23 protein-coding genes are annotated in these 22,212 nt (G+C 64.2%); 12 read left to right on the top strand and 11 right to left on the bottom strand.

The window, feature by feature from the left end; genetic code table 11:
* The first annotated feature begins 103 nt into the window (after positions 1-103).
* From GR158_RS18085 to ubiG, 8 genes are all read left to right on the top strand, one after another.
* Complete coding sequence (locus GR158_RS18085) at positions 104-487, top strand: DUF4345 domain-containing protein (RefSeq protein WP_160872122.1); 384 nt, start codon at positions 104-106, stop codon at positions 485-487.
* A 260-nt stretch (positions 488-747) separates the two neighbouring features.
* Positions 748-1,314 (top strand): F0F1 ATP synthase subunit delta, encoded by a 567-nt coding sequence (locus GR158_RS18080; protein WP_134649342.1) that lies wholly within the window; start codon positions 748-750, stop codon positions 1,312-1,314.
* Entirely contained in the window at positions 1,314-2,843 is a 1,530-nt protein-coding gene (gene atpA / locus GR158_RS18075; RefSeq protein WP_160872062.1) for a F0F1 ATP synthase subunit alpha, read from the top strand. Before GR158_RS18080 ends, atpA begins: the two co-directional genes overlap by 1 nt.
* A gap of 116 nt (positions 2,844-2,959) precedes the next feature.
* Positions 2,960-3,841 (top strand): F0F1 ATP synthase subunit gamma, encoded by an 882-nt coding sequence (locus GR158_RS18070; RefSeq protein ID WP_134649344.1) that lies wholly within the window; start codon positions 2,960-2,962, stop codon positions 3,839-3,841.
* A gap of 26 nt (positions 3,842-3,867) precedes the next feature.
* Positions 3,868-5,466 carry a F0F1 ATP synthase subunit beta gene (gene atpD / locus GR158_RS18065; protein ID WP_160872061.1) on the top strand — a complete coding sequence of 533 codons (1,599 nt, stop codon included), beginning with the start codon at positions 3,868-3,870 and terminating at the stop codon, positions 5,464-5,466.
* A 97-nt stretch (positions 5,467-5,563) separates the two neighbouring features.
* A complete protein-coding gene (locus tag GR158_RS18060; RefSeq protein ID WP_160872060.1) occupies positions 5,564-5,971 on the top strand; it encodes a F0F1 ATP synthase subunit epsilon in 408 nt (135 codons plus the stop codon).
* A 167-nt stretch (positions 5,972-6,138) separates the two neighbouring features.
* The gene (locus GR158_RS18055; RefSeq protein ID WP_160872059.1) at positions 6,139-7,566 is read left to right on the top strand and encodes a mannose-1-phosphate guanylyltransferase/mannose-6-phosphate isomerase; all 1,428 of its coding nucleotides are present in this window, start codon (positions 6,139-6,141) and stop codon (positions 7,564-7,566) included.
* Between the two features lie 96 nt (positions 7,567-7,662).
* Positions 7,663-8,409: a bifunctional 2-polyprenyl-6-hydroxyphenol methylase/3-demethylubiquinol 3-O-methyltransferase UbiG gene (ubiG, locus tag GR158_RS18050; protein WP_160872058.1), complete on the top strand. Its 747-nt coding sequence runs from the start codon at positions 7,663-7,665 to the stop codon at positions 8,407-8,409.
* Here the strand turns inward: ubiG and GR158_RS18045 are convergent, their stop codons facing one another.
* Genes GR158_RS18045 through GR158_RS18025 form a run of 5 tightly spaced genes read right to left on the bottom strand, consistent with a single transcriptional unit; the run spans position 8,410 to position 11,372 of the window.
* Positions 8,410-8,988: a DUF3291 domain-containing protein gene (locus GR158_RS18045; RefSeq protein ID WP_160872057.1), complete on the bottom strand. Its 579-nt coding sequence runs from the start codon at positions 8,986-8,988 to the stop codon at positions 8,410-8,412.
* Positions 8,988-9,416, bottom strand: coding sequence for a DUF1178 family protein (locus tag GR158_RS18040; protein WP_134649350.1), 429 nt, complete (start codon positions 9,414-9,416; stop codon positions 8,988-8,990). Before GR158_RS18040 ends, GR158_RS18045 begins: the two co-directional genes overlap by 1 nt.
* On the bottom strand, positions 9,413-10,270 hold the full coding sequence (locus tag GR158_RS18035; RefSeq protein ID WP_160872056.1) for a carbon-nitrogen hydrolase family protein: 858 nt from the start codon (positions 10,268-10,270) through the stop codon (positions 9,413-9,415). The genes GR158_RS18040 and GR158_RS18035 overlap by 4 nt, the downstream gene beginning before the upstream one ends.
* Positions 10,271-10,289: 19 nt before the next feature.
* Positions 10,290-10,547 carry a glutaredoxin 3 gene (grxC, locus tag GR158_RS18030; protein ID WP_160872055.1) on the bottom strand — a complete coding sequence of 86 codons (258 nt, stop codon included), beginning with the start codon at positions 10,545-10,547 and terminating at the stop codon, positions 10,290-10,292.
* A 33-nt stretch (positions 10,548-10,580) separates the two neighbouring features.
* Positions 10,581-11,372 carry a ComF family protein gene (locus GR158_RS18025; RefSeq protein ID WP_160872054.1) on the bottom strand — a complete coding sequence of 264 codons (792 nt, stop codon included), beginning with the start codon at positions 11,370-11,372 and terminating at the stop codon, positions 10,581-10,583.
* 59 nt (positions 11,373-11,431) lie between these two features.
* On the opposite strand from GR158_RS18025, the gene GR158_RS18020 reads away from it, so the two are divergent.
* Positions 11,432-12,298, top strand: coding sequence for a methyltransferase domain-containing protein (locus GR158_RS18020; protein ID WP_134649354.1), 867 nt, complete (start codon positions 11,432-11,434; stop codon positions 12,296-12,298).
* A gap of 15 nt (positions 12,299-12,313) precedes the next feature.
* Here the strand turns inward: GR158_RS18020 and GR158_RS18015 are convergent, their stop codons facing one another.
* The 6 genes from GR158_RS18015 to GR158_RS17990 all read right to left on the bottom strand — a co-directional run bounded on the left by GR158_RS18015 (position 12,314) and on the right by GR158_RS17990 (position 16,418).
* Positions 12,314-12,487, bottom strand: coding sequence for a Flp family type IVb pilin (locus tag GR158_RS18015; protein ID WP_329959099.1), 174 nt, complete (start codon positions 12,485-12,487; stop codon positions 12,314-12,316).
* A 36-nt stretch (positions 12,488-12,523) separates the two neighbouring features.
* Entirely contained in the window at positions 12,524-12,841 is a 318-nt protein-coding gene (locus GR158_RS18010) for a hypothetical protein (RefSeq protein WP_134649355.1), read from the bottom strand.
* A 108-nt stretch (positions 12,842-12,949) separates the two neighbouring features.
* Positions 12,950-13,372 (bottom strand): 8-oxo-dGTP diphosphatase MutT, encoded by a 423-nt coding sequence (mutT, locus tag GR158_RS18005; RefSeq protein WP_134649356.1) that lies wholly within the window; start codon positions 13,370-13,372, stop codon positions 12,950-12,952.
* Positions 13,369-14,127 carry an N-acetyltransferase gene (locus GR158_RS18000; RefSeq protein ID WP_160872053.1) on the bottom strand — a complete coding sequence of 253 codons (759 nt, stop codon included), beginning with the start codon at positions 14,125-14,127 and terminating at the stop codon, positions 13,369-13,371. The genes mutT and GR158_RS18000 overlap by 4 nt, the downstream gene beginning before the upstream one ends.
* Before the next feature lie 95 nt (positions 14,128-14,222).
* A complete protein-coding gene (gene argJ, locus GR158_RS17995) occupies positions 14,223-15,461 on the bottom strand; it encodes a bifunctional glutamate N-acetyltransferase/amino-acid acetyltransferase ArgJ (RefSeq protein ID WP_160872052.1) in 1,239 nt (412 codons plus the stop codon).
* A 57-nt stretch (positions 15,462-15,518) separates the two neighbouring features.
* Entirely contained in the window at positions 15,519-16,418 is a 900-nt protein-coding gene (locus GR158_RS17990; protein WP_134649359.1) for a peptidylprolyl isomerase, read from the bottom strand.
* Between the two features lie 239 nt (positions 16,419-16,657).
* Between GR158_RS17990 and secA the strand changes: the two genes are divergently transcribed.
* From secA to GR158_RS17975, 3 genes are all read left to right on the top strand, one after another.
* Positions 16,658-19,378, top strand: a complete 2,721-nt coding sequence (gene secA / locus GR158_RS17985; protein WP_134649360.1) for a preprotein translocase subunit SecA — start codon at positions 16,658-16,660, stop codon at positions 19,376-19,378.
* Positions 19,379-19,554: 176 nt separating this feature from the next.
* A complete protein-coding gene (locus GR158_RS17980; protein WP_246665709.1) occupies positions 19,555-20,943 on the top strand; it encodes a lipopolysaccharide biosynthesis protein in 1,389 nt (462 codons plus the stop codon).
* Positions 20,933-22,204, top strand: coding sequence for a GNAT family N-acetyltransferase (locus tag GR158_RS17975; protein ID WP_160872051.1), 1,272 nt, complete (start codon positions 20,933-20,935; stop codon positions 22,202-22,204). Before GR158_RS17980 ends, GR158_RS17975 begins: the two co-directional genes overlap by 11 nt.
* The last annotated feature ends 8 nt before the right edge of the window (positions 22,205-22,212 follow it).

Here is a 22,212-nt window from a genome sequence, read left to right as displayed (position 1 = left end):
GGCGCATGGTTAACAAAGAATTGTGCGCAGGCGCCTGCCCCGCTTCTGCGGCGTGGCGCGCCATGCGATAGAGGATGCGCGCGAAGCGACGGAGGCCGCCATGATGGAATTCTACATACCCACCGAAACCGGCGAGTTCCTGGCCTTCTGTGCGGCCGTCGCGACGGGGCTTATCGGATTGTTCGCCCTGTTTGCGCCGGGCACGGCGCTCCGGCTTGCGGGCCTGCAGGTTCAGGAGGCGAGCCGGGAAGGGCTGGCCTTCGTGCGCTCGGCCGGCGGCTTCTATGCCGGGCTTGCCATCGTCGCGCTGATGATGGCGCAAAGCTGGATCTACATGGCGATTGGCGGAGGTTTCGCACTGGCCGCCTTCGGCCGCATTCTCTCGCTTCTGTCGGACGGTTCCTTCACGTTAAAGAACCTTCTCGTGCTTGCGGTCCAGGCAGTGCTGGCGGCGCTCCCGCTCGGATACGCATTCGGCTTCATCTGAGCCAAAAGCGGCGTTTCATATCCTCTGACAGACGAACACACCTCACGCCGTGAAGTTTCGCCCCGACTATGGCCGACTTATGGCGCATTCCTGCGTCCGGCGTGTTGCGAGTCCGGGTTTCCTATGCTAGACGAACCGCGAAATTCAGAAAAAGCGGGCGTCAAAGCCTGTGGGAGCTGAAGATTACAGCAACGATTTCAGTGTGTTAGGGCCGTAGCTCCGCTACTGACCAACGCTCTGGATGAAAAGAAGAGAAGCTTGTGCCCGTGGCAGACACATCCCAGCTCGTTTCCGGTGTTGCAGAAAGATACGCGTCTTCGCTTTTCGACCTTGCGCAGGAAGCTGGCTCCGCTGCCGCTGTCGGCGCCGATCTCGACCGTTTCCAGGCCCTGATCGATGAGAGCGATGACCTGAAGCGGCTGATCGTCAGCCCCGTCTTCTCCGCCGAAGATCAGACTAAGGCCATTTCCGCCGTTGCCGCCAAGGCCGGCATCACGGGCCTCGTGGCAAACTTCCTCAAGGTGGTTGCGTCAAATCGCCGCCTCTTCGCCGTTCCCGGCATGATCAAGGCCTACCGCGCCATTGCGGCCCGCGCCCGCGGCGAAATCACGGCCGACGTCACGTCGGCCCATGCGCTCACCGCAGCGCAGGAAACTGAATTGAAGGCGGCGCTGAAAGGCGTCACCGGCAAAGACGTGGCGATCGCCGTCACCGTCGACCCGTCCATTCTCGGTGGTCTGATCGTCAAGGTGGGATCGCGCCAGATCGACACGTCCCTTCGCACCAAACTCTCTACTCTTAAGCTTGCACTGAAAGAGGTCGGCTGATGGATATCCGCGCCGCGGAAATTTCCGCAATTCTCAAAGATCAGATCAAAAATTTCGGCAAAGAGGCGGAAGTCTCTGAAGTCGGCCAGGTGCTCTCCGTCGGTGACGGTATCGCCCGCGTTTACGGCCTCGACAACGTTCAGGCTGGTGAAATGGTCGAATTCCCCGGCGGTATCCGCGGGATGGCGCTGAACCTGGAAAGCGACAACGTCGGTGTCGTTATCTTCGGTTCGGACCGTGACATCAAGGAAGGCGACACCGTCAAGCGGACCGGCGCTATCGTTGACGTTCCGGTCGGTCCGGAACTGCTCGGCCGCGTCGTCGACGCGCTCGGCAACCCGATCGACGGCAAGGGCCCGATCAACGCCGCCAAGCGCGCCCGCGTTGACGTCAAGGCTCCCGGCATCATTCCGCGCAAGTCGGTTCACGAGCCGATGTCGACCGGCCTCAAGGCCATCGACGCCCTCATCCCGGTCGGCCGCGGCCAGCGCGAGCTCGTCATCGGCGACCGCCAGACCGGCAAGACCGCCATCATTCTGGACACGATCCTGAACCAGAAGGCCATCCACGACAACGGTCCTGACGGCGACAAGCTGTACTGCGTCTATGTCGCTATCGGCCAGAAGCGTTCGACGGTTGCCCAGTTCGTGAAGGTTCTCGAAGAGCGCGGCGCTCTCCAGTACTCGATCATCGTTGCCGCAACGGCTTCCGACCCGGCGCCGATGCAGTATCTCGCACCGTTCGCCGGCTGCGCGATGGGCGAATACTTCCGTGACAACGGCAAGCACGCCCTCATCGGTTACGACGACCTTTCCAAGCAGGCCGTTTCTTACCGTCAGATGTCGCTGCTGCTGCGCCGCCCGCCGGGCCGCGAAGCCTATCCGGGCGACGTTTTCTACCTGCACTCGCGTCTCCTCGAGCGCGCTGCGAAGCTCAACGATGACATGGGCGCTGGCTCGCTGACGGCCCTGCCGGTCATCGAAACCCAGGGCAACGACGTTTCGGCGTTCATCCCGACCAACGTGATCTCGATCACCGACGGCCAGATCTTCCTTGAAACGGACCTGTTCTACCAGGGTATCCGCCCGGCCGTTAACGTCGGTCTGTCGGTTTCCCGCGTCGGCTCGTCCGCACAGATCAAGGCGATGAAGCAGGTCGCCGGCTCGATCAAGGGCGAACTTGCCCAGTATCGCGAAATGGCAGCCTTCGCCCAGTTCGGCTCGGACCTCGATGCCGCAACGCAGCGCCTGCTGAACCGCGGTGCCCGCCTGACCGAACTCCTGAAGCAGCCGCAGTTCTCGCCGCTGAAGACGGAAGAGCAGGTCGTGGTGATCTTCGCCGGTGTGAACGGCTACCTCGACAAGATCGCCGTCTCCGACGTCGGCAAGTTCGAGCAGGGTCTGCTCGGCTACTTCCGTTCGGAAGGCAAGGCGATCCTCGATGCCATCCGCACCGACAAGGCGATCAGTGACGATACGAAGGGCAAGCTCAAGGCTGCTCTCGACTCCTTCGCCAAGACCTTCGGCTGAGGCTGACGGTTCCAGCCCTGCGCGCCCAAGGCGCGCAGGTGCTCCGAGCTTTTGGATTTGACGCATGACCGTCCCCGACACCTGTCCGGGAGATCGTGCTACAGGACGGAAAACGGATGCCTTCACTTAAGGATCTGAAAAACCGGATCGCCTCCGTCAAGGCGACGCAGAAGATCACCAAGGCGATGAAAATGGTCGCCGCGGCGAAGCTTCGGCGTGCCCAGGAAGCGGCCGAGGCTGCCCGGCCCTATTCGCAGCGCATGAGCGCGGTTCTCGCCAACATCGCCCAGGCCGTCGGCCAGGACGATAGCGCGCCGCGGCTAATGACCGGCACGGGCAAGGACCAGGTTCATCTGCTCGTCGTCTGCACGGCCGAGCGTGGCCTGTGCGGCGGTTTCAATTCGCAGATTGCCCGTCTGGCGCGTGACCATACCCGCAAGCTTCTGGCGAGCGGCAAGACGGTCAAGATCATCTGCGTGGGCAAGAAGGGCTTCGATATCCTGCGGCGCGAATACGCCTCGCTGATCATCGACCGCGTCGATCTGCGTGAAGTCAAGCGCATCGGCTTCGAGAACGCCGACCAGGTGGGCCGCAAGGTCATCGGTCTGTTCGAGAAGGGCGAGTTCGACGTCTGCACGCTGTTCTATTCTGAGTTCAAGTCGGTCATCTCGCAGATCCCGACCGCGCTTCAGCTTATCCCCGCTTCCGCTCCGGCGGCCGTGGCGGAGACGACCGGTGCGACCGCGATCTACGACTACGAGCCGGATGCCGCCGCGATCCTCGGCGATCTCATCCCGCGCAACATTTCCGTCCAGATCTTCCGGGCCCTGCTCGAGAACGTCGCCGGCGAAATGGGCGCCAAGATGAGCGCCATGGACAACGCGACCCGCAATGCTGGTGAAATGATCAACAAGCTGACGCTCAACTACAACCGTCAGCGCCAGGCTCAGATCACCAAGGAACTCATCGAAATCATCTCGGGCGCTGAAGCGCTCTAAGGACCAGGACAAAGAGGGTAAGAGACATGGCTAAGGCAGCTACCCCGAAGGACACCGCAGCGGCAAAGAAGCCGGCTGCGACCAAGACGGCCGCAGCAGCGGCGGCTCCGGCCGCAGCCCCTGCAACCAAGGCTCCGGCCGCAAAGGCACCGGCTGCGAAGACCGCTGCCGCCAAGGCCTCCACGAAGGCTGCGGCTCCGGCTGTTTTTGTTGCAACCGGTCGCGTGACGCAGGTCATCGGCGCCGTCGTCGACGTTTCGTTCGACGGTGAACTGCCGCAGATCCTGAACGCGCTGGAAACCGACAACAACGGCAACCGCCTCGTTCTCGAAGTCGCCCAGCACCTCGGCGAAAACACCGTTCGCACGATCGCCATGGACTCGACCGAAGGTCTCGTCCGCGGCCAGGCCGTTGCAGACACGGGCGCCCCGATCACCGTTCCGGTCGGCCCGGAAACGCTCGGCCGCATCATGAACGTCATCGGCGAGCCCGTCGACGAAGCCGGCCCGCTAGTCACCTCCGGCAAGCGTGCGATCCACCAGGAAGCACCGTCCTACGTCGAGCAGTCGACCGAAGCGCAGATCCTCGTGACCGGCATCAAGGTCGTCGACCTTCTCGCGCCTTACGCAAAGGGCGGCAAGATCGGCCTGTTCGGCGGCGCCGGCGTCGGCAAGACCGTTCTCATCATGGAACTGATCAACAACGTCGCCAAGGCGCACGGTGGTTACTCGGTATTCGCAGGCGTGGGTGAACGTACCCGCGAAGGCAACGACCTCTACCACGAAATGATCGAATCGGGCGTGAACAAGCACGGCGGCGGCGAAGGCTCCAAGGCTGCCCTCGTTTACGGCCAGATGAACGAACCCCCGGGCGCCCGTGCACGCGTCGCCCTGACCGGCCTGACCATCGCTGAAGACTTCCGCGACAAGGGCCAGGACGTTCTGTTCTTCGTCGACAACATCTTCCGCTTCACGCAGGCGGGTTCGGAAGTGTCGGCTCTGCTCGGCCGTATCCCGTCGGCCGTGGGTTACCAGCCGACGCTCGCCACGGACATGGGCCAGATGCAGGAACGCATCACGACCACGACCAAGGGCTCGATCACCTCGGTTCAGGCCATCTACGTTCCCGCCGACGACTTGACCGACCCGGCGCCGGCCACCTCGTTCGCCCACCTGGACGCCACGACCGTTCTGTCGCGTTCGATTGCGGAAAAGGGCATCTACCCGGCCGTTGACCCGCTCGACTCGACCTCGCGCATGCTCGACCCGATGGTTGTCGGCGAAGAGCACTACGAAGTCGCCCGTAAGGTCCAGACGACGCTGCAGCGCTACAAGGCCCTGCAGGACATCATCGCCATCCTGGGCATGGACGAACTGTCGGAAGACGACAAGCTGGCCGTTGCCCGCGCCCGCAAGATCGAGCGCTTCCTGTCGCAGCCGTTCTTCGTGGCTGAAGTCTTCACCGGTTCGCCGGGCAAGCTGGTTGCTCTCGAAGACACGATCAAGGGCTTCAAGGGCCTCGTCAACGGCGAGTACGACCATCTGCCGGAAGCCGCCTTCTACATGGTCGGCTCCATGGAAGAAGCCGTCGAGAAGGCCAAGAAGCTGGCTGCAGAAGCGGCTTAACAGCGAATAGGGAATAGGGAGTAGCGAATAGGGAAAATGCGGACACCGAATAGGAATTCTATTCGCTATTCGCTATTTCCTATTCGCTAAAAGGGTCATGGCTACAGAATTCAACTTTGAACTCGTTTCTCCCGAGCGCCTGCTGGTTTCCGGCAGCGTCAGCGAAGTCGTCATCCCGGCGACCGAGGGCGAGATGACCGTCATGGCCAACCACGCGCCGACCATGACGACGATCAAGCCGGGTGTCGTCACCGTGAAGTTCGCGGACGGCAGGAAGGACCGCTTTGTGGTCTTCGGCGGTTTCGCGGATATCATTCCGACCGGCTGCACGCTGCTCGCCGAATCCGCCGTTCATGTCGACGACTTCAACGTCGATCAGATTACGCGGCGCGTCGAGGCGGCCCGTACCGAGCTGGCGCAGGCAACGACGGACGAACACAAGTTCGGCATCGAGAGCTATCTCGCGGAGCTCACCACGCTGCGCGGCATCGTCGTTCCCGCCTGACGCCCGCGTTTATCGCTGCGCATCGAACCCGCCTCCGGCGGGTTTTTTGTTGCGGTCATCCGGCGTTGCGGTTGTGGCATTTGCTGTTTGCGCCGGCGACCATTAAGAAAGATATCCCGCAGGACGGCCCGCCGGGGTTGGGGGCCATGGCGTCATGGTGAGGAACAATGAGCAGCAAGATCGTGCCCGTAATCATGGCCGGCGGCAAGGGCACCCGCCTGTGGCCGCTGTCACGCGCATCGGCTCCCAAGCAGTTCCTTGAATTCCTCGGCCAGACGACGCTTTTCCAGCGGACGCTGGCGCGGGTCTCGGACACGTCGCGCTATGAGCCGGCCGTCGTGATCACGAACAGCGATTTCCGCTTTCTCGTGGCCGAACAGGCGCGCACGGCGGGCGTTTCGCTCGCATCCATCCTGCTGGAGCCGGTGGCGCGCAACACGGCGCCGGCGCTCGCCGCGGCCGCGACGGTGGTCCTGCGCAAGTACGGCGAGGAGGCACTCATGCAGGTGCTTGCCTCCGATCACGAGATCGACGCCGATTCCACCTATTTCGGCTGTATCGACAAGGCGGCGGTCGCTGCCAGAGCGGGACGGCTGGTGACATTCGGCATCACGCCGAACGAGCCTGCGACCGGCTACGGCTACATCGAGATCGGCGAAGACCTCGGCAATGGCGCCAACGCCGTGCATCGCTTCGTCGAAAAGCCGGATCGCGAAAGGGCTGTCGAAATGCTTTCGGCGGGCGGCTATCTCTGGAACTCCGGCATGTTCATGCTGCCTGTCGGGCTTTTCCTGCGCGAACTCCAGCAATACGCACCCGAAGTTCTTGTGGCCGCGCAGGAGGCCGTGGACAAGGCGCAGCACGATCTCGATTTCGAACGGCTCGACGAGGCGGCCTTTACGCGTGCGCCGGATATCTCCATCGATTACGCGATCTTCGAGAAGACGCCCATCGCTGCCGTCGTTCCCTCGCCGATTTCCTGGTCGGATCTCGGCAGCTGGGATTCCGTGTGGAAGATCGGGCAGCGGGACGAGGCCGGCAATGTGGCCGACGGCAGCACGACGGTGCTCGATACACGCAATTCGCTGATCATCTCGCGTGACATTCACGTGGCGGTGCAGGGGCTGGACGACATCGCCGTCGTTGCCAGTGAGGATGCGGTCTATGTCGGCCGGCTGGAGGACAGCCAGAATGTCGGCAAGCTCGTCAAGCAGCTTGCCAGCCTGCCCAAGACGCAGAAGCTGACGGAGACCCACCCGACAGCCTACCGGCCGTGGGGCGGTTATACGTCCGTGCTGAACGGCGAGCGTTTCCAGGTGAAGCGCCTGTTCGTCACGCCGGGCAAGCGGCTCTCCCTGCAAAAGCACCACCACCGCTCCGAGCATTGGATCGTGGTGCGCGGTACCGCCGAGGTGACGATCGGCGACAAGACCATCGCGCTCAGGGAAAACGAGTCGGTCTATATTCCGCAGGGCGAGCTGCACCGGCTCGCCAATCCCGGCAAGATCCTCCTGGAACTGATCGAGGTACAGACCGGATCCTATCTCGGCGAGGACGATATCATCCGTATCGAGGACGAGTTCGGCCGCGGCTGAGGCCGTGGCCCCGCAAGGGCGCTTCATATCGTCCTCTTGACATCTTGGGCCGGGAGGACGACTTCACGGGTACAGATCCACGCGAAGGAGACGGCCATGAGCGAGGCAGCCCGCACGACGATCGACCAGGCGGAAGTCGACCGCTTTTCCGCGATGGCGGCGGAGTGGTGGGACCCCACCGGCAAGTTCCGTCCGCTGCACAAGTTCAACCCGGTGAGGCTCGCCTATATCCGCGATCTCGTCTCGGCGCAGTTCGGCCGCGACCCGCAGGCCCATCGCCCGCTGGAGGGCCTGCGCATCCTCGATATCGGCTGCGGCGGCGGCCTGCTTTCCGAGCCGATGGCGCGCATGGGCGCGGAGGTGCTGGGCGCGGATGCCTCGGAAAAGAACATCGGCATCGCGAAGGCCCATGCGGCCGGAAGCGGCGTTACGGTCGACTATCGCGCGGTGACGGCCGAGGCGCTGGCCGAGGCCGGCGAGACCTTCGATGTCGTGCTGAACATGGAGGTGGTCGAGCACGTTTCCGATGTCGATTTCTTCCTCACGACCTGCGCCTCCATGGTGCGGCCGGGCGGCATGACCTTCGTTGCGACGATCAACCGGACGCTGAAGGCCGCGGCGCTGGCGATCTTCGCGGCGGAGAACGTGCTGCGCTGGCTGCCACGCGGCACGCATCAATATGAAAAGCTGGTGCGCCCGGAGGAGATCGAAAAACCGCTGACGGCGTCGGGCCTCACCGTGACCGACCGAACGGGCGTTTTCTTCAACCCGCTGCTGAACCAGTGGAACCTGTCCAAGGACATGGACGTCAACTACATGCTGGTGGCGCGCCGGCCGGCCTGATCAGGGCTCCAGCAGCCGCACGGCGGCGAGCAGGTCCCGCTGCCCCACGGCGTTGCGCGCACCGATGGCCTTCACCCGATCCCTATCGATCACGACGGGCTCGCCATCGGGACAGAACGGTTTCTTGAAGGTGAAGGCGCGGGGTGCCGGGCCATGATCCGCGAGATGTTCCAGACGTTCCGCCCCATCCGCCCAAACCGGCCGTGCGCCTTCCTTCACCCACCAGAGCACCAGAGCCGGCCAGGCCTGCCTCTGGTTCCAGTTGCGGGCGTGCTTGAGCGCATCGGCATGCACGCCGTCATAGGTGAAGGCCATAAGGCTTTCGAGGCTGGACCAGAGGGACAGCGATGACGGCGCGTCTTCGAACCCGCTGCCGGCGAGGAAGCGGGGATAGACCTTCTCGCCCCAGCTTTCAGGCCCCGGCACCTCGTCATAGCCCGAACGGCCGATATAGCCTTCCGCCCGACTCGCCGCCTCGAAATTGAAGGGCTCGCGCAGGCGAAAGCCCGCGACGCGGTCGCTTTCGTATTCATCGACATGAATGCCGAAGTTGTAGACGGCGAGATGGTGGCCGCGCATCAGTTCGTGTCGTCGGGCAGCACGGGGAGCGGCGCGATCTCGACGCCCTCTTCCAGGAGGTCGCGGACCTCGTCCAGCGTCGCCTGGCCGATGAGGCCCCGCTGTTCCGCCTCGCCGTAATGGATCTTGCGGGCTTCCTCGGGAAAGCGCTCCCCGACATCCTCGGAATTGGCACGGATCGTCGAAACGATCTCCCGCAGCTTGGCGATCATTTCCTTCTGGCCCGCCTGCATCACCATTTCCTGGCGACGCTCCTTCTTGCGGGCGGTCGACACGGAAGGGGCCATGAGGCGCTTGGCGACATGGGTGGAGTTACACACGGGGCAGGAGACCAGCGCCATCTTCTGCTGGCGGTCGAAGTCGTCCGCCGAGCCGAACCAACCCTCGAAGGGATGGCCGTTGTCGCAGGAGAGATCGTAGCGGATCACGCGGCGACGCCTCCCTTCGAGGTGGCGGCGGTCGTTTCGAGCGTGAAGGTCCGTCCGTTGCGCAGGTTGGGAATGCGGTCATGGGCGGCCTTCACGGCGCCGGTGTCGATATCGGCAAGCACGATGGCCTCGCCGGTGCCGCCGGCCTCGGCGAGCACGCGGCCCCAGGGATCGATGATCATGGAATGGCCGAAGGTCTCACGACCATCCTCGTGGACACCCGCCTGCGCGGCGGCAATGACGTAAACGCCGTTCTCGATGGCACGCGCGCGCAGCAGCGTTTCCCAATGCGCCTCGCCCGTCTGCCGCGTGAAAGCGGCGGGCACGGAGATGATCTCGGCGCCGGCCTGGGCCTGGGCCTTGAAGAGTTCGGGAAAGCGCACGTCGTAGCAGATGGAGAAACCGAGCCTTGCGAAGGGCAGATCCGCCATGCGGGCGATGCTGCCCGGCGTGTAGACCGCGCTTTCGCGCCAGCTTTCGCCATTGTCGAGATCGACATCGAACATGTGGATCTTGTCGTAGCTGCAGATGCGCGCGCCATCCGGGCCAAACAGGAAGCCGCGATTTGCGACCTTGCCGTCGGCGAGTGCGATCGCCGTGGAGCCGACATGGACGTGGATGCCGAGGTCGCGGGCAAGGTCGGCGGCGGCCGCGACCACGAGGTCATCGGCTTCCGGGCGCAGGATAGCACGCAGGCCCTGGCGGTCCTTCTGGATGGCGCCGGTCATTTCCGGCGTCTGGACATAGACGGCGCCCTTGGCGGCGGCCTCGCGCACGAGGCGCTGCATCGTCTCCACGTTGCGGACCGGGTCGGTGCCCGAGCACATCTGGATGGCGGCGATCGTCACGGTCATGGTGGGCTCCTGTGCCGGTTCAGGCAGCGAGAAGCGCGTCGAGTTCGCCGGCGCGCTCAAGGGCATGCAGATCGTCGCAGCCGCCGACATGGCGCTCGCCGATGAAGATCTGCGGGAAGGTGTTGCGGCCGTTCGAGCGCTTGATCATCTCCTGGCGCACATCCGGCGCATAGGTCGCGTCATGCTCCTCGTAGGCCACGCCCTTCGTCTCGAGAAGTTTCTTCGCGGCGCTGCAATAGCCGCAGAACTGACGCGTGTAGATGACGATCGGGGCCATGCTTTCTGCTCCAACACTTGGAAAAACCTTGCTTTATATAGGTCCCGGAAGCGCCCTTGCAAAGGTCAAAACCGTGATGTCGGCAACACCCGCGCGCTTGAGGGTGCGCGCGACGGCGGCGATGGTGGCGCCTGTCGTATAGACATCGTCGATCAGGACGACGCGCTTGCCGAACAGGGCCTCGCGGCCCGCGGGGGTGATCGCGAAGGCGCCGCGCACGTTTTCCTCGCGGGCGCGCGGGTTGAGACCGATCTGGCGACGGGTGCGTTTGACGCGGCGCACGGCATCGATGAGAACCGGCCTGCCGGCGAGCGCGCCGAGTGCGCGGGCGAGTTCGGCCGCCTGGTTGAACTTGCGCCAGACCAGCCGCAAGCGGTGCAGCGGCACCGGCACGATCACATCGGCCGCCTCGATCGTGCCGTCGCTGGCGCGTAGCATCCATTGCGCCATCATGGGCGCGAGGTCCGTGCGGTCGCGATATTTCAGCGAATGCACGAGAATGCGGGCGAGGTCGTCATAGAGGGCGACGGATCGCAGCCGGTCGAACGGCGGGGGATGGGCGATGGCGTCGGCGCTGAGGATGCCGGGGCCGAGATCGTGGGAGAAGGGCGTGCCGAGCACTTCGCAATAGGGGCGCTCGATCAGCGCAAGCCGCGACCAGCAATGCGCGCAAAGCCCTGCACCGGTGCCCAGCAGCAGGCCGCATCCCGCACAGGCGGGCGGGTAGACGATGTCGAGGGCCGCGCCAGCGAAGGCCTTCATCCGGCGGGCGAGGGCCTGCCGGAGCGGGATTGCCGGCAATGCCTCGGCCTCTATTTCGCCCATGCGGTTGACAATAGTCGCACTTGCCGGCCAAAGCGAAGGAATTCCGAACAGGATCGCCAATGGAAACGCTCTTCGACCATGCCCTCATCGATACCAACCGGTTGCGCGCGCTTCGCAGCGGCCCGGCGGACTTCCTGCTCGACATCGTCGCGGAGGAACTTGCCGAGCGGTTGAGCGTTATAGACCGCCGTTTCGAAAAGGCGGTGGAACTGCATGGCCATACCGGAGCCGTGGCGCGGGCGATCGCCGGCACCGGCAAGGTCGATGCCATCGAACGCGTGGAGAGCGACCGGCGTTTTTCGGCGGGAGAGCCGGTTACGCTGGCAGCGCTGGAAACGGTTCCGCTTGAGCCGCAATCGGTCAACCTCATCGTCTCGCCGCTTGCGCTGCATCTCACCAACGACACACCGGGCGTTTTCGTGCAGATCCGGCGGGCGCTGAAGCCGGACGGACTTTTCCTTGCGGCCATTCCCGGCAGCGGCACGTTGCAGGAACTGCGGGAAGTACTGCTCGCGGCCGAAAGCGAGATTTCCGGGGGTGCGAGCCCGCGCGTCATTCCGTTTCCGGATGTGCGGGATGTCGGGGCCCTGCTCCAGCGCGGCGGCTTTGCGCTGCCGGTGACGGACAAGGAAACCTATACGGTGCGCTACGATTCGATCTTTCCGCTGATGAAGGATCTGCGTGCCATGGGCATGGCGAACCCGCTTTCCGGCCGCAGCCGGCGGCCGCTGGCGCGCGGCGTCCTGCTGCGCGCGGCCGAACTCTATGCCGAACGCTTCTCGGACCCCGACGGTCGGATCAGGGCGACCTTTTCGATCATCTATGTCTCGGGCTGGGCGCCGCATGAAAGCCAGCAGAAGCCGCTGAAGCCGGGTTCGGCGACGATGCGGCTTGCGGACGCGCTCAAGCAGGGCGGGGGTCGCTGACCCCTAACCTGTCCCTCACTTAGGGTCGATCTTCTCGCTGAGCAGCATGAAGGTGTTGTTGAGCGTGTCGGAGAAGGCGCCCAGGCCGGCGAGCATGCCGACGGAGATGAGGGCGGCAAGCAGGCCGTATTCCACGGCGGTTGCGCCATGTTCGGCGGAGAGGAACGATTTCAGCAGTCTCGTCATCATTCCCTTCCCCCGCGCCCCTTGCGCATGAACGTACCGTCAGCAGCCGCTGCCGGCACCCGCGCCGTTGACGATGCAGACGGCGCCGGGCATTTCCTGGAGCACGCTGCGGCGCACCGTATAGCGCTTGGTTCCGTCCGTCGGGACGGAGCCGGTCGAAATCATATCGAATTCATCGGGGACGTTCGCCATCATGCGCTTGTCCGACTTGGCGGACAGCACCGGTGTGAGGACGAGCGCCAGCGCAATCACGGCTGTCCCGAAAAGCAGAGCCAGATTCAATGCGCCAGTCCGGGTATCGCCGGCCGGCGTGAAATCTTTCTCCTGAACGGTTTTCCAGAAGTCTTCGTCACGCATCACAGGATCTCGCAGGCATTGCAACGTTCACGGCATTATTTGAACGAGGCTGCTAAACGATTGCTTAACGGAGACTGAAAATTCGCACTTAAATTCTAGTGAACCGGCTCAAAGCAGGTCCATGAGGAAGGGAATGAGGGGCTCGTCGGCGGGTGGCATCGGGTAATCGCGCAGCGCTTTCGGGCGCACCCATTTGATGGCCTGCCCCTCGCGCCCATGCGCCGTGCCTTCGAAGCGACGGCAGATATAGAGCGGCATCAGGAGATGAAAATCGTCATAGGTGTGGCTGGCGAAGGTGAGCGGCGCGAGGCAGGCGACCTTCGTGCGGATGCCGAGTTCCTCGTCGAGCTCGCGGATCAGCGTCTCCTCGGGCGTTTCGCCCGGCTCGACCTTGCCGCCGGGAAACTCCCACAGGCCGGCCAGTGACTTGCCTTCGGGGCGCTGGGCCAGAAGCACACGCCCGTCCGCATCGACGAGCGCGCAGGCGGCAACGAGCAGGATGCGGCGGGGCTGTGCGATCGTTTCGGTCATGCGGTCGCGGGTTCCCGATAGCTGTATTGGTAGACGTCCTGGAAGCCGGCGCGGCGATAGAGCGCAAGCGCGGCGGCATTGTCGGCCTCCACCTGCACCCAGGCATGACGCGCGCCCTTGAGCTTCGCCCAGCGCAGGCTCGCATGGAGGATTGCCGTGCCAAGGCCCTGGCCGCGCCGTTCTTCGGCGACGCCGAGTTGCAGGATGCCGACGAGGTCGTTGTCCTGCACCGCGATGGTGACGGCGGTGGGGCCGAAGCCCGGTTCCTCGAAGATGAAGAGGCCGGCTTCAGGTTTGATGGCGTTGATGATTTCGGTGAGGCCGGGCTTCAGGGCCGGGTCGTCGCCCGAAACGCTCAGCCGTGCATCGACGAAGCGGCCGACATCGCGGCTCGGCAGGTGATCGAGGCCTTCATCGCGCGGCAGGGTCGCGAGATCCGCCATCATGACGATGGTGCGGCCCATGTCCTTCCAGCCGGCATCGTCCATGAAGGCGATCAACTGCGGCGGCGTGAGCGGGGTCTGGCGCACGAGCAGCGGGCGGCCGTAATCGGCAAAGCGCTTCGCCGCCTTTTCCAGCCGGATGGGGATATCGCGATAATCGGACGGATCGAGCGGGTTGACCGAGTTCAGCCGCCGCGAGGGGTGGCCGGCGGTCAGCCGGCACAGCCAGCTTCCGTCATACAGCACGGTGGCGGCGGGCCAGGCACGGAAGCCGACGGCTTCCAGCCGCCTGACTTTTGCAAGATCGATCATCGTGGTCTTCTGTCCCGAAAGGGTCACGCTGTCCGGGCCTCTGGTCTGGGCAGCCCCACACGCATGGCGCGGCTGCATATCTTTTTCAAAATGGCTTAGCTGCGATAGTCGCCGTTGATCTCGACATATTCCTTGGTGAGGTCGCAGGTCCACACCGTCGCCCGGCCGTTGCCGAGGCCGATCTCGACGCGAACGGGGATATCCTGGCGCTGCATGATCGCGGTCGTCGCTTCCTCGGAATAGTTGGGGTCGCGCTCGCCGTCGACGGCAACGCGAACGTCGCCGAACCAGATGGCGAGGCGATCGCGATCGGCCATTTCGCCGGATTTGCCGACGGCCATGACGATGCGGCCCCAGTTGGCGTCTTCGCCGGCGACGGCGGTCTTGACCAGCGGCGAATTGGCGATCGAAAGCGCGATCCGCTTGGCGGCATCGTCGCTTTCCGCACCCTCGACGGTGATCTCCACCATCTTGCGCGCACCTTCGCCGTCCCGCACGACCTGGAGGGCGAGATCGCGCAGCAGGTCGTTGAGGGCGGCACGGAAGCCGTCGAGCGCGACGTCATCCGCCGTCACGGCCTTCTGGCCGTCGGCTGCCGCCGCACCCGTCGCAAACAACAGAAGCGTGTCCGAGGTCGACGTGTCGCTGTCCACGGTGATGGCGTTGAACGTGGTGCCGACCCCGGCCGAGAGCAGCGATTGCAGGACGGCGGCCGGAATGTCGGCATCGGTGACAACGAAGGACAGCATGGTCGCCATGTCCGGCGCGATCATGCCGGCGCCCTTGGCAATGCCGTTGATGCGCACGGTGACGCCGCCGAGCTCGGCCGTGCGGGTGGCCACCTTCGGATAGGTGTCCGTGGTCATGATCGCCTTGGCGGCCTCCAGCCAGAAGTCGTCCGTTCCTGCGGTGGCAAGGCCATCGAGGACGCCGGAGAACTTGGTGGCATCGAGCGGCTCGCCGATCACGCCCGTCGAGGCGAGGAAAATCTCGCTCTCCTTGCAGCCGACGGCCTTTGCCGCGGATTCGGCGGTGAGCTTCGTCGATTCACGGCCCTTGCGACCGGTGAAGGCGTTGGCATTGCCGGAATTGACGACGACGGCGCGCGCGACGCCGCCGGGCAGGTTGGCACGGCAGAAATCGACGGGCGCCGAAGGGCATTTCGAGCGGGTGAAGACGCCGGCGACCGCCGCGGGGCGATCGAAGACCATCATCAGCACGTCCGTCCGGTTCTTGTACTTGATCCCCGCGGCGGCGGTCGCCATGCGCACACCGCGTATGGGCGGCATTTCGGCATAGGTTTTCGGGGCAAGCGGAGAGATCGAGCCGGACATGCGTGTTTTCCTGCGGTGGGGAAGGGGCCCGGCGGGATCCACCGGGCCATTGTGGTCTTACTGCTGGCCTTCGGCGGCCGGTGCGGCGTCTTCGCCCGCTTCGGCTTCCGGCTTGTTGACAGCGTCATAAGCGGTTTTCAGCGCGGGGTCCTGGATATCGACGGGCGCTTCCGCCTTGGCCTTTTCAAGCAGTTCCATGTACTTGTCGCGCATGATGAGCTGACGGACCTGCGGCTCGACCTGGTCGAGCGCCGGGGGCTGCTGCTTGCGCTTATCCTCGACCTTGATGACATGGTAGCCGAACTGGGTCTTCACCGGCACCTTGGAATAGGCGCCCTTTTCGAGGGCGAAAGCGGCCTCTTCGAATTCCGGAACCATGCGGCCCTTGCTGAAATAGCCGAGGTCGCCGCCTTCCGACTTGTTCGGGTCGGTGGACTTTTCCTTGGCGATTTCGACGAAGTCCTTGCCGGCATCGAGATCCTTGATGATGGCCTTGGCCTCATCCTCGGTCTTGACCAGGATGTGACGGGCATGGATCTCGTCTTCCGGCGTGATGGCCGCGATTTCCTTGTCGTAGCGCGCCTTCACCTCCTCGGGGGTGACGGCATCGACGACGTGCTTCTTGAAATAGGCGTTGTGCAGTTCGCGGTCCGTGAGGAAGGCGAGGCGCTGCTTGAAGTCGTCGCTGTCGCGCAGGCCTTCCTTGTCGGCATCGGCAGCCAGAAGCTTCACGTCGATGATGGAGGAAAGCGCGGCGACGCGCTTCTGCTCTTCCGGCAGGTTGGCAAGCTGCGGGTCGAGGCCGGCCATCGCGAGCTTCAGTTCGGATTCATGGATTTCCACGGCGCCGACCTTGGCGACCACCGGATCGGCGGCGGCATCCTGCGCACGGGCGCCCGTGCCGGCAGCGGCGATCGCGATCAGGGCGACCGCTGCGAGCTTGCTGTACTTGAACATACGAAAAAAGACCTTTCACATCCTCGCCGGAATCGGGTCGATATCCGGTGCCAGACTGCTCAACACCACCAGAATGTGGCAGTTGTGCAACCGCCTGAGCCGTTGACATCATTCGACCCCCCTCTTATCTGTCACGCAATCCCGCGTCCAGAACAGTTTCCGGGCGTTTCACGGGTTTGCGCGCAATTATCGTGCGGCCTGTCACGCGCCGGGGCGCCCATAAAGAAAGGACCATCCTGATGGTCAGCCTTGGCGGCCTAGCCCGCAAGTTGTTCGGTTCCTCGAACGATCGCCGCGTTCGCTCCTATAAAGATCGCGTCGACGCGATCAATGCGCTCGAAGCGGAGACCAAAGCGCTCTCCGACGAGGCGCTGAGGGCGAAAACCGTCGAATTCCGCGAACAGCTCGCCGCGGGCAAGACGCTGGACGACATTCTCGTGCCGGCCTTCGCGGTCGCCCGGGAAGCGGCGTTCCGCGTTCTCGGCCTGCGTCCCTTCGACGTGCAGCTCATCGGCGGCATGATCCTTCACGAGAAGTCGATCGCCGAAATGAAGACCGGTGAAGGCAAGACGCTCGTCGCGACGCTTCCCGTCTATCTCAATGCGCTGGCCGGCAAGGGCGTGCATGTCGTGACGGTCAACGACTACCTCGCGACCCGCGACAGCGCCCAGATGGGCAAGATCTACGGCTTCCTCGGGCTCACCACGGGCGTCATCGTGCACGGCATCGACGACGACCAGCGCCGCGCGGCCTATGCCTGCGACATCACCTACGCGACGAACAACGAACTCGGCTTCGACTATCTGCGCGACAACATGAAGTACGAGCGCGGCCAGATGGTGCAGCGCGGGCATTTCTTCGCCATCGTCGACGAAGTGGACTCGATCCTCGTCGACGAGGCGCGCACGCCGCTGATCATCTCCGGTCCGCTCGACGACCGCTCGGACCTCTACACCACCATCGACGCCTTCATTCCGATGCTGGACGAGGGTGACTACGAGATCGACGAGAAGCAGCGCTCCGCCAACTTCTCGGAAGTGGGTACGGAGAAGCTGGAGAACCTGCTGCGCCAGGCCGGCCTCCTCAAGGGCGAATCGCTTTACGACGTCGAGAATGTCGCGATCGTCCATCACATCAACAATGCGCTGAAGGCCCACAAGCTTTTCACCCGCGACAAGGACTACATCGTCCGCAACGACGAGATCGTCATCATCGACGAGTTCACCGGCCGCATGATGCCGGGCCGCCGCTATTCGGAAGGCCAGCACCAGGCGCTGGAGGCCAAGGAAAAGGTCACGATCCAGCCGGAAAACCAGACGCTGGCCTCGATCACCTTCCAGAACTATTTCCGCATGTATTCCAAGCTTGGCGGTATGACCGGTACGGCGTCGACCGAAGCCGAGGAATTCGGCAACATTTACGGCCTTGAGGTCGTGGAAGTCCCGACGAACCTGCCGATCCAGCGTATCGACGAGGACGACGAGGTCTACCGGACGGCGGAAGAGAAGTACAAGGCGATCATCGAGGAGATCAAGGCTGCCCGCGCCAAGGGCCAGCCGATCCTCGTCGGCACGACCTCGATCGAAAAATCGGAACTTCTGGCCGAGCTCCTGAAAAAGTCCGGCTTCAAGGACTTCCAGGTCCTGAACGCCCGCTATCACGAGCAGGAAGCCTATATCGTTTCGCAGGCCGGAGTGCCCGGCGCCGTCACGATCGCCACGAACATGGCCGGTCGCGGCACCGACATCCAGCTCGGCGGCAACCTGGAAATGCGCCTCGAGCGCGAGCTGGCCGACATGGAGCCGGGTCCGGAACTTGACGCCAAGCGCAGCGCCGTCATCGCCGAGGTGAAGAAGCTCAAGGAGCAGGCGCTGGCCGCCGGCGGCCTCTACGTTCTCGCCACCGAGCGCCACGAAAGCCGTCGTATCGACAACCAGCTGCGCGGCCGCTCCGGCCGCCAGGGCGACCCGGGCCGTTCGAAGTTCTTCCTGTCATTGCAGGACGACCTGATGCGCATCTTCGGGTCCGACCGCATGGATTCGATGCTGCAGAAGCTCGGTCTCAAGGAGGGCGAGGCGATCGTCCATCCCTGGATCAACAAGGCGCTGGAGCGTGCGCAGAAGAAGGTCGAGGCGCGCAACTTCGACGTCCGCAAGAACCTGCTCAAGTATGACGACGTGCTCAACGACCAGCGCAAGGTGATCTTCGAGCAGCGCATCGAGCTTATGGACAGCGAAAACCTGTCCGAGATCGTGAACGACATGCGCCATGAGGTGGTCGAGAACCTCGTCCAGCTGAACATTCCGGAAAACGCCTATGCCGAGCAGTGGAATGTCGAGGGCCTGAAGGCCGGCGTTCTCGAACAGCTCAATCTCGATCTTCCCATCGAGGCCTGGGCGGCCGAGGAAGGCATCGACGAGAAGGACATTCTCGAGCGCCTGCGCAAGGCTGCCGACGATGCCGCCGCCGACCGCGCCGAGCGTTTCGGCCCCGAGATCATGACCTATGTCGAGCGCTCGGTGCTGCTCCAGACGCTGGATCACCTGTGGCGCGAGCATATCGTCAATCTGGACCACCTGCGTTCCGTCATCGGTTTCCGCGGTTATGCCCAGCGCGATCCGTTGCAGGAATACAAGGCGGAGGCCTTCGAGCTCTTCCAGGCGCTCCTGGCCAATCTGCGCCAGACGGTGACCGCTCAGCTGATGCGCGTCGAGCTCGTACGTCAGGCGGCCGACGCGCCCGTACCGGCACCGCCGGCCATGGAAGGCCATCATATCGACGGCACGACCGGCGAGGACGAATTCAATGTCGGTGAGGCGACGGGCTTCATGGCCGTTGCCGCCGAGGATCGCAATCCCGACGATCCGTCGACCTGGGGTCGTGTCGGTCGCAACGAGCTTTGCCCGTGCGGCTCCGGCAAGAAGTACAAGCACTGCCATGGTGCCTTCGAGCAGGCCTGACCGCTGAAATCCTTCGAAAATGCCGCCTTCGGGCGGCATTTTCTTTTGTGTGCGGTTAAGGCTTCCGCGGCGCTGGCCAACCGTTTGTTAACCCTGACCTGACAAGACTGTTGCGTTGAGTTCTGCGTAGCGTTCGGGTTCCTGTGTTGATAGCGGTCATTCAGTCGGCAGAGAAATTGCTGCCATCGGGTCTGCGCGGCAGGGTCGTGCCTTGGCTGCGCGTCCTGGCCAGCGACGACCCGCGCACGCTCGCCCAGCGCATGGCGCTCGTCGCCTTCGCCATTCGCGTCGCCAGCGCGGCAATCGCCTTTCTCACACAGATCGTTCTGGCCCGCCTGATGGGCGAGTTCGAATACGGCATCTTCGTCTTCGTCTGGGCGCTGGTCGTCATCATCGGCGACATGTCCTGCCTTGGCTTTCACACGACTGTCGTGCGCTTCCTGCCCGGCTATGCCGGCCGCAATGCGCATGCGGAAATCCGCGGCCTCACGTCGACCGCACGCACCTTCGCCATGCTGTCCTCCAGCGCGATCGCAGCCGTCGGGCTGCTATTGCTCTGGCTGCTGCGCGACAGCGTGACGGGCTATTATGTCGTGCCGCTCTTCATCGGCTTCTTCTGCATGCCGATGATCGCGCTGGGCGACGTGCTGGAAAGCACGGCGCGGGCGCACAGCTGGGCGGTGGTGGCGCTGAGCCCGACCTATATCGCGCGGCCGCTGCTCATTCTCGTCTTCATGGTGCTGGCCGTGACCTACGGGGCGCCGCATACGGCGCTGACCGCAATGGCCGCCGCGCTGGCCGCCACCTACCTGACGACGGTCGTGCAGTTCTTCAACATCGTCCACCGGCTCGGCAAGCGCTATGTCGCCGGCCCGCACCGGACCGAGTTCTCGCTGTGGCTCAAGGCGGCGTTGCCGATCTTCCTCATCGAGGGCTTCGGCTTCCTGCTCACCAATTCCGATGTCATCGTGGTCGGCCTGTTTCTCGACCCGGAAAGCGTCGCGATCTATTTCGCAGCCGCCAAGACGATGGCGCTGGTGCATTTCGTGTTCTTTTCGGTGAAGGCGGCGGCCGCGCCGCGCTTCTCCGCGCTCTTCTCCTCCGGCGACCGCGTGGCGCTGGCGACCTTTGCCGGCGAGACGGTGCGCTGGAGCTTCTGGCCGTCGCTCGGCGTGGGGCTTACCGTTCTCGCCCTCGGCCACCTTCTGCTGTCGCTGTTCGGACCCGCCTTCACGGCGGGCTGGAGCCTGATGTTCATTCTCTTTTCCGGCATCATGGCCAAGGCGCTGGTCGGGCCGGGCGAGGTGCTGCTCACCATGTCGGGCGAGCAGAAGCTCTGCGTCCTGGTTTATGCCGCGGCGCTGGCGGCAAACATCACCTTCAACGTCACCCTCATACCGCTCTTCGGCATCACCGGGGCCGCCGTGGCGACGGCCGGCGCCATGATGGTGGAAGCGCTGCTCCTGCACCTCGCCGTGCGGGGCAAACTCTCGATCATTCTCTTCGCCTTCGCCAATCCGGTGAAGGCAAGCCTTGTCAACGGGATGGACAACCATGACCGATAGCCACGGCTTCGACCATGCAATCGCCGGCGGGCGCGCGCAGGCCGCCATTCCGCCGGCGCCGCCGCTGGCCCATCCGCCGGCAGACCTGCGGGTGGCCGTCGGCCGCCCCGGCCGTTCGCTCGCGCTCTATCCGGCCGCGGCCGGCTACGAGCTTCAGCAGGAGCTCGACTTCCTGTCGAACCGGGTCATGGAGCCGAATGTCTTCTTCTCGGGGCGTTTTCTGGCGCCTGCCATGCCGCGGCTGGAAGATCGCACCGTCCGCCTTGCCATCGTCAGGGATGAAAGCGCGGAGCGCAGCCGCATCCGCCTGCTCATGCCGTTTTCCGTCGAGAAGCCCGGCTTTTCCATCGGCTCCAGCATCCTGCGGGCCTGGTCCAACCCGTTCGGCCCGATCGGCACGCCGCTGGTCGATGCGGAGGACGCGGCCGAGACGCTGGACAATTTCCTGGAGGCGCTGGGCGGTTCCGGTGTGGCGCTGCCCTCGGTTCTCGTCCTTCCGGACCTGCGGCTCACCGGCCCCTTCGCCCAGTTGATGCGCGCCGTCGCGATTGGCCGCAACCTGCCGGTGACGGTGACCGACACCTATCGCCGTCCGATGCTGGAAAGCCTGCTGGACGGGCAGACCTATCTGCAAAAAGCCATCTCGCCGGAGCATTTCCGCGAATTGCGCCGACAGTGGCGCAAGCTCGATCGGCTCGGCGCGCTCAGCTACAATGTCGCCCGCCAGCCGGCGGATATCCGCGTGCGCATGGAGGAATTCCTGCTGCTCGAAGCCTCGGGCTGGAAGGGCCGCAGCCGCACGGCGATGATCAACGACCGCTATCGCGCGGCCTTCGCCCGCGAGGCGATCACCAATCTCGCCGAGACCGACGGGGTGCGTATCCACACGCTCGACCTCGACGGCCGCGCCATCGCGTCCATGGTCGTGTTCCTGATGGGGGGCGAGGCCTATACGTGGAAGACGGCCTATGACGAGGACTTCGCGAAATACTCGCCCGGCAAGCTTCTTGTCGCGGAACTGACCGAGTGGCATCTGGACGACGCCAACATCCTGCGGTCGGATTCCTGCGCGGTGCCGGAGCATCCCGTCATGAGCCGGTTCTGGGAAGAGCGCGAGGACATGGGCACGCTGGTCGTGGGGCTTCAGCAGAACCGGGACCGGGACGTGCGCCAGGTGGCGGCGCAGCTGCATCTCTACCGCAACACGCGCAACGTGGCGCGGCTGCTGCGCGAGAAGATCCGCTCGCTCGCCCGGCGTTAGGGTGCTGC

The sequence above is a fragment of the Shinella sp. AETb1-6 genome (assembly GCF_009826875.1).
Lineage (GTDB): Bacteria > Pseudomonadota > Alphaproteobacteria > Rhizobiales > Rhizobiaceae > Shinella > Shinella sumterensis.
Note: the sequence above shows the minus strand (reverse complement) of the source record. Positions and strands in the feature narration are given on the sequence as shown.

Bases quoted from the DNA above. Each gene is read 5' to 3' on its own strand.
- GR158_RS18085 (WP_160872122.1), top strand. From the start codon at position 104: ATGGAATTCTACATACCCACCGAAACCGGCGAGTTCCTGGCCTTCTGT.
- atpA (WP_160872062.1), top strand. From the start codon at position 1,314: ATGGATATCCGCGCCGCGGAAATTTCCGCAATTCTCAAAGATCAGATC.
- GR158_RS18070 (WP_134649344.1), top strand. From the start codon at position 2,960: ATGCCTTCACTTAAGGATCTGAAAAACCGGATCGCCTCCGTCAAGGCG.
- atpD (WP_160872061.1), top strand. From the start codon at position 3,868: ATGGCTAAGGCAGCTACCCCGAAGGACACCGCAGCGGCAAAGAAGCCG.
- GR158_RS18060 (WP_160872060.1), top strand. From the start codon at position 5,564: ATGGCTACAGAATTCAACTTTGAACTCGTTTCTCCCGAGCGCCTGCTG.
- GR158_RS18055 (WP_160872059.1), top strand. From the start codon at position 6,139: ATGAGCAGCAAGATCGTGCCCGTAATCATGGCCGGCGGCAAGGGCACC.
- ubiG (WP_160872058.1), top strand. From the start codon at position 7,663: ATGAGCGAGGCAGCCCGCACGACGATCGACCAGGCGGAAGTCGACCGC.
- GR158_RS18045 (WP_160872057.1), bottom strand. From the start codon at position 8,988: ATGCGCGGCCACCATCTCGCCGTCTACAACTTCGGCATTCATGTCGAT.
- GR158_RS18035 (WP_160872056.1), bottom strand. From the start codon at position 10,270: ATGACCGTGACGATCGCCGCCATCCAGATGTGCTCGGGCACCGACCCG.
- grxC (WP_160872055.1), bottom strand. From the start codon at position 10,547: ATGGCCCCGATCGTCATCTACACGCGTCAGTTCTGCGGCTATTGCAGC.
- GR158_RS18025 (WP_160872054.1), bottom strand. From the start codon at position 11,372: ATGGGCGAAATAGAGGCCGAGGCATTGCCGGCAATCCCGCTCCGGCAG.
- GR158_RS18020 (WP_134649354.1), top strand. From the start codon at position 11,432: ATGGAAACGCTCTTCGACCATGCCCTCATCGATACCAACCGGTTGCGC.
- GR158_RS18015 (WP_329959099.1), bottom strand. From the start codon at position 12,487: ATGATGACGAGACTGCTGAAATCGTTCCTCTCCGCCGAACATGGCGCA.
- GR158_RS18010 (WP_134649355.1), bottom strand. From the start codon at position 12,841: ATGCGTGACGAAGACTTCTGGAAAACCGTTCAGGAGAAAGATTTCACG.
- mutT (WP_134649356.1), bottom strand. From the start codon at position 13,372: ATGACCGAAACGATCGCACAGCCCCGCCGCATCCTGCTCGTTGCCGCC.
- GR158_RS18000 (WP_160872053.1), bottom strand. From the start codon at position 14,127: ATGATCGATCTTGCAAAAGTCAGGCGGCTGGAAGCCGTCGGCTTCCGT.
- argJ (WP_160872052.1), bottom strand. From the start codon at position 15,461: ATGTCCGGCTCGATCTCTCCGCTTGCCCCGAAAACCTATGCCGAAATG.
- GR158_RS17990 (WP_134649359.1), bottom strand. From the start codon at position 16,418: ATGTTCAAGTACAGCAAGCTCGCAGCGGTCGCCCTGATCGCGATCGCC.
- secA (WP_134649360.1), top strand. From the start codon at position 16,658: ATGGTCAGCCTTGGCGGCCTAGCCCGCAAGTTGTTCGGTTCCTCGAAC.
- GR158_RS17975 (WP_160872051.1), top strand. From the start codon at position 20,933: ATGACCGATAGCCACGGCTTCGACCATGCAATCGCCGGCGGGCGCGCG.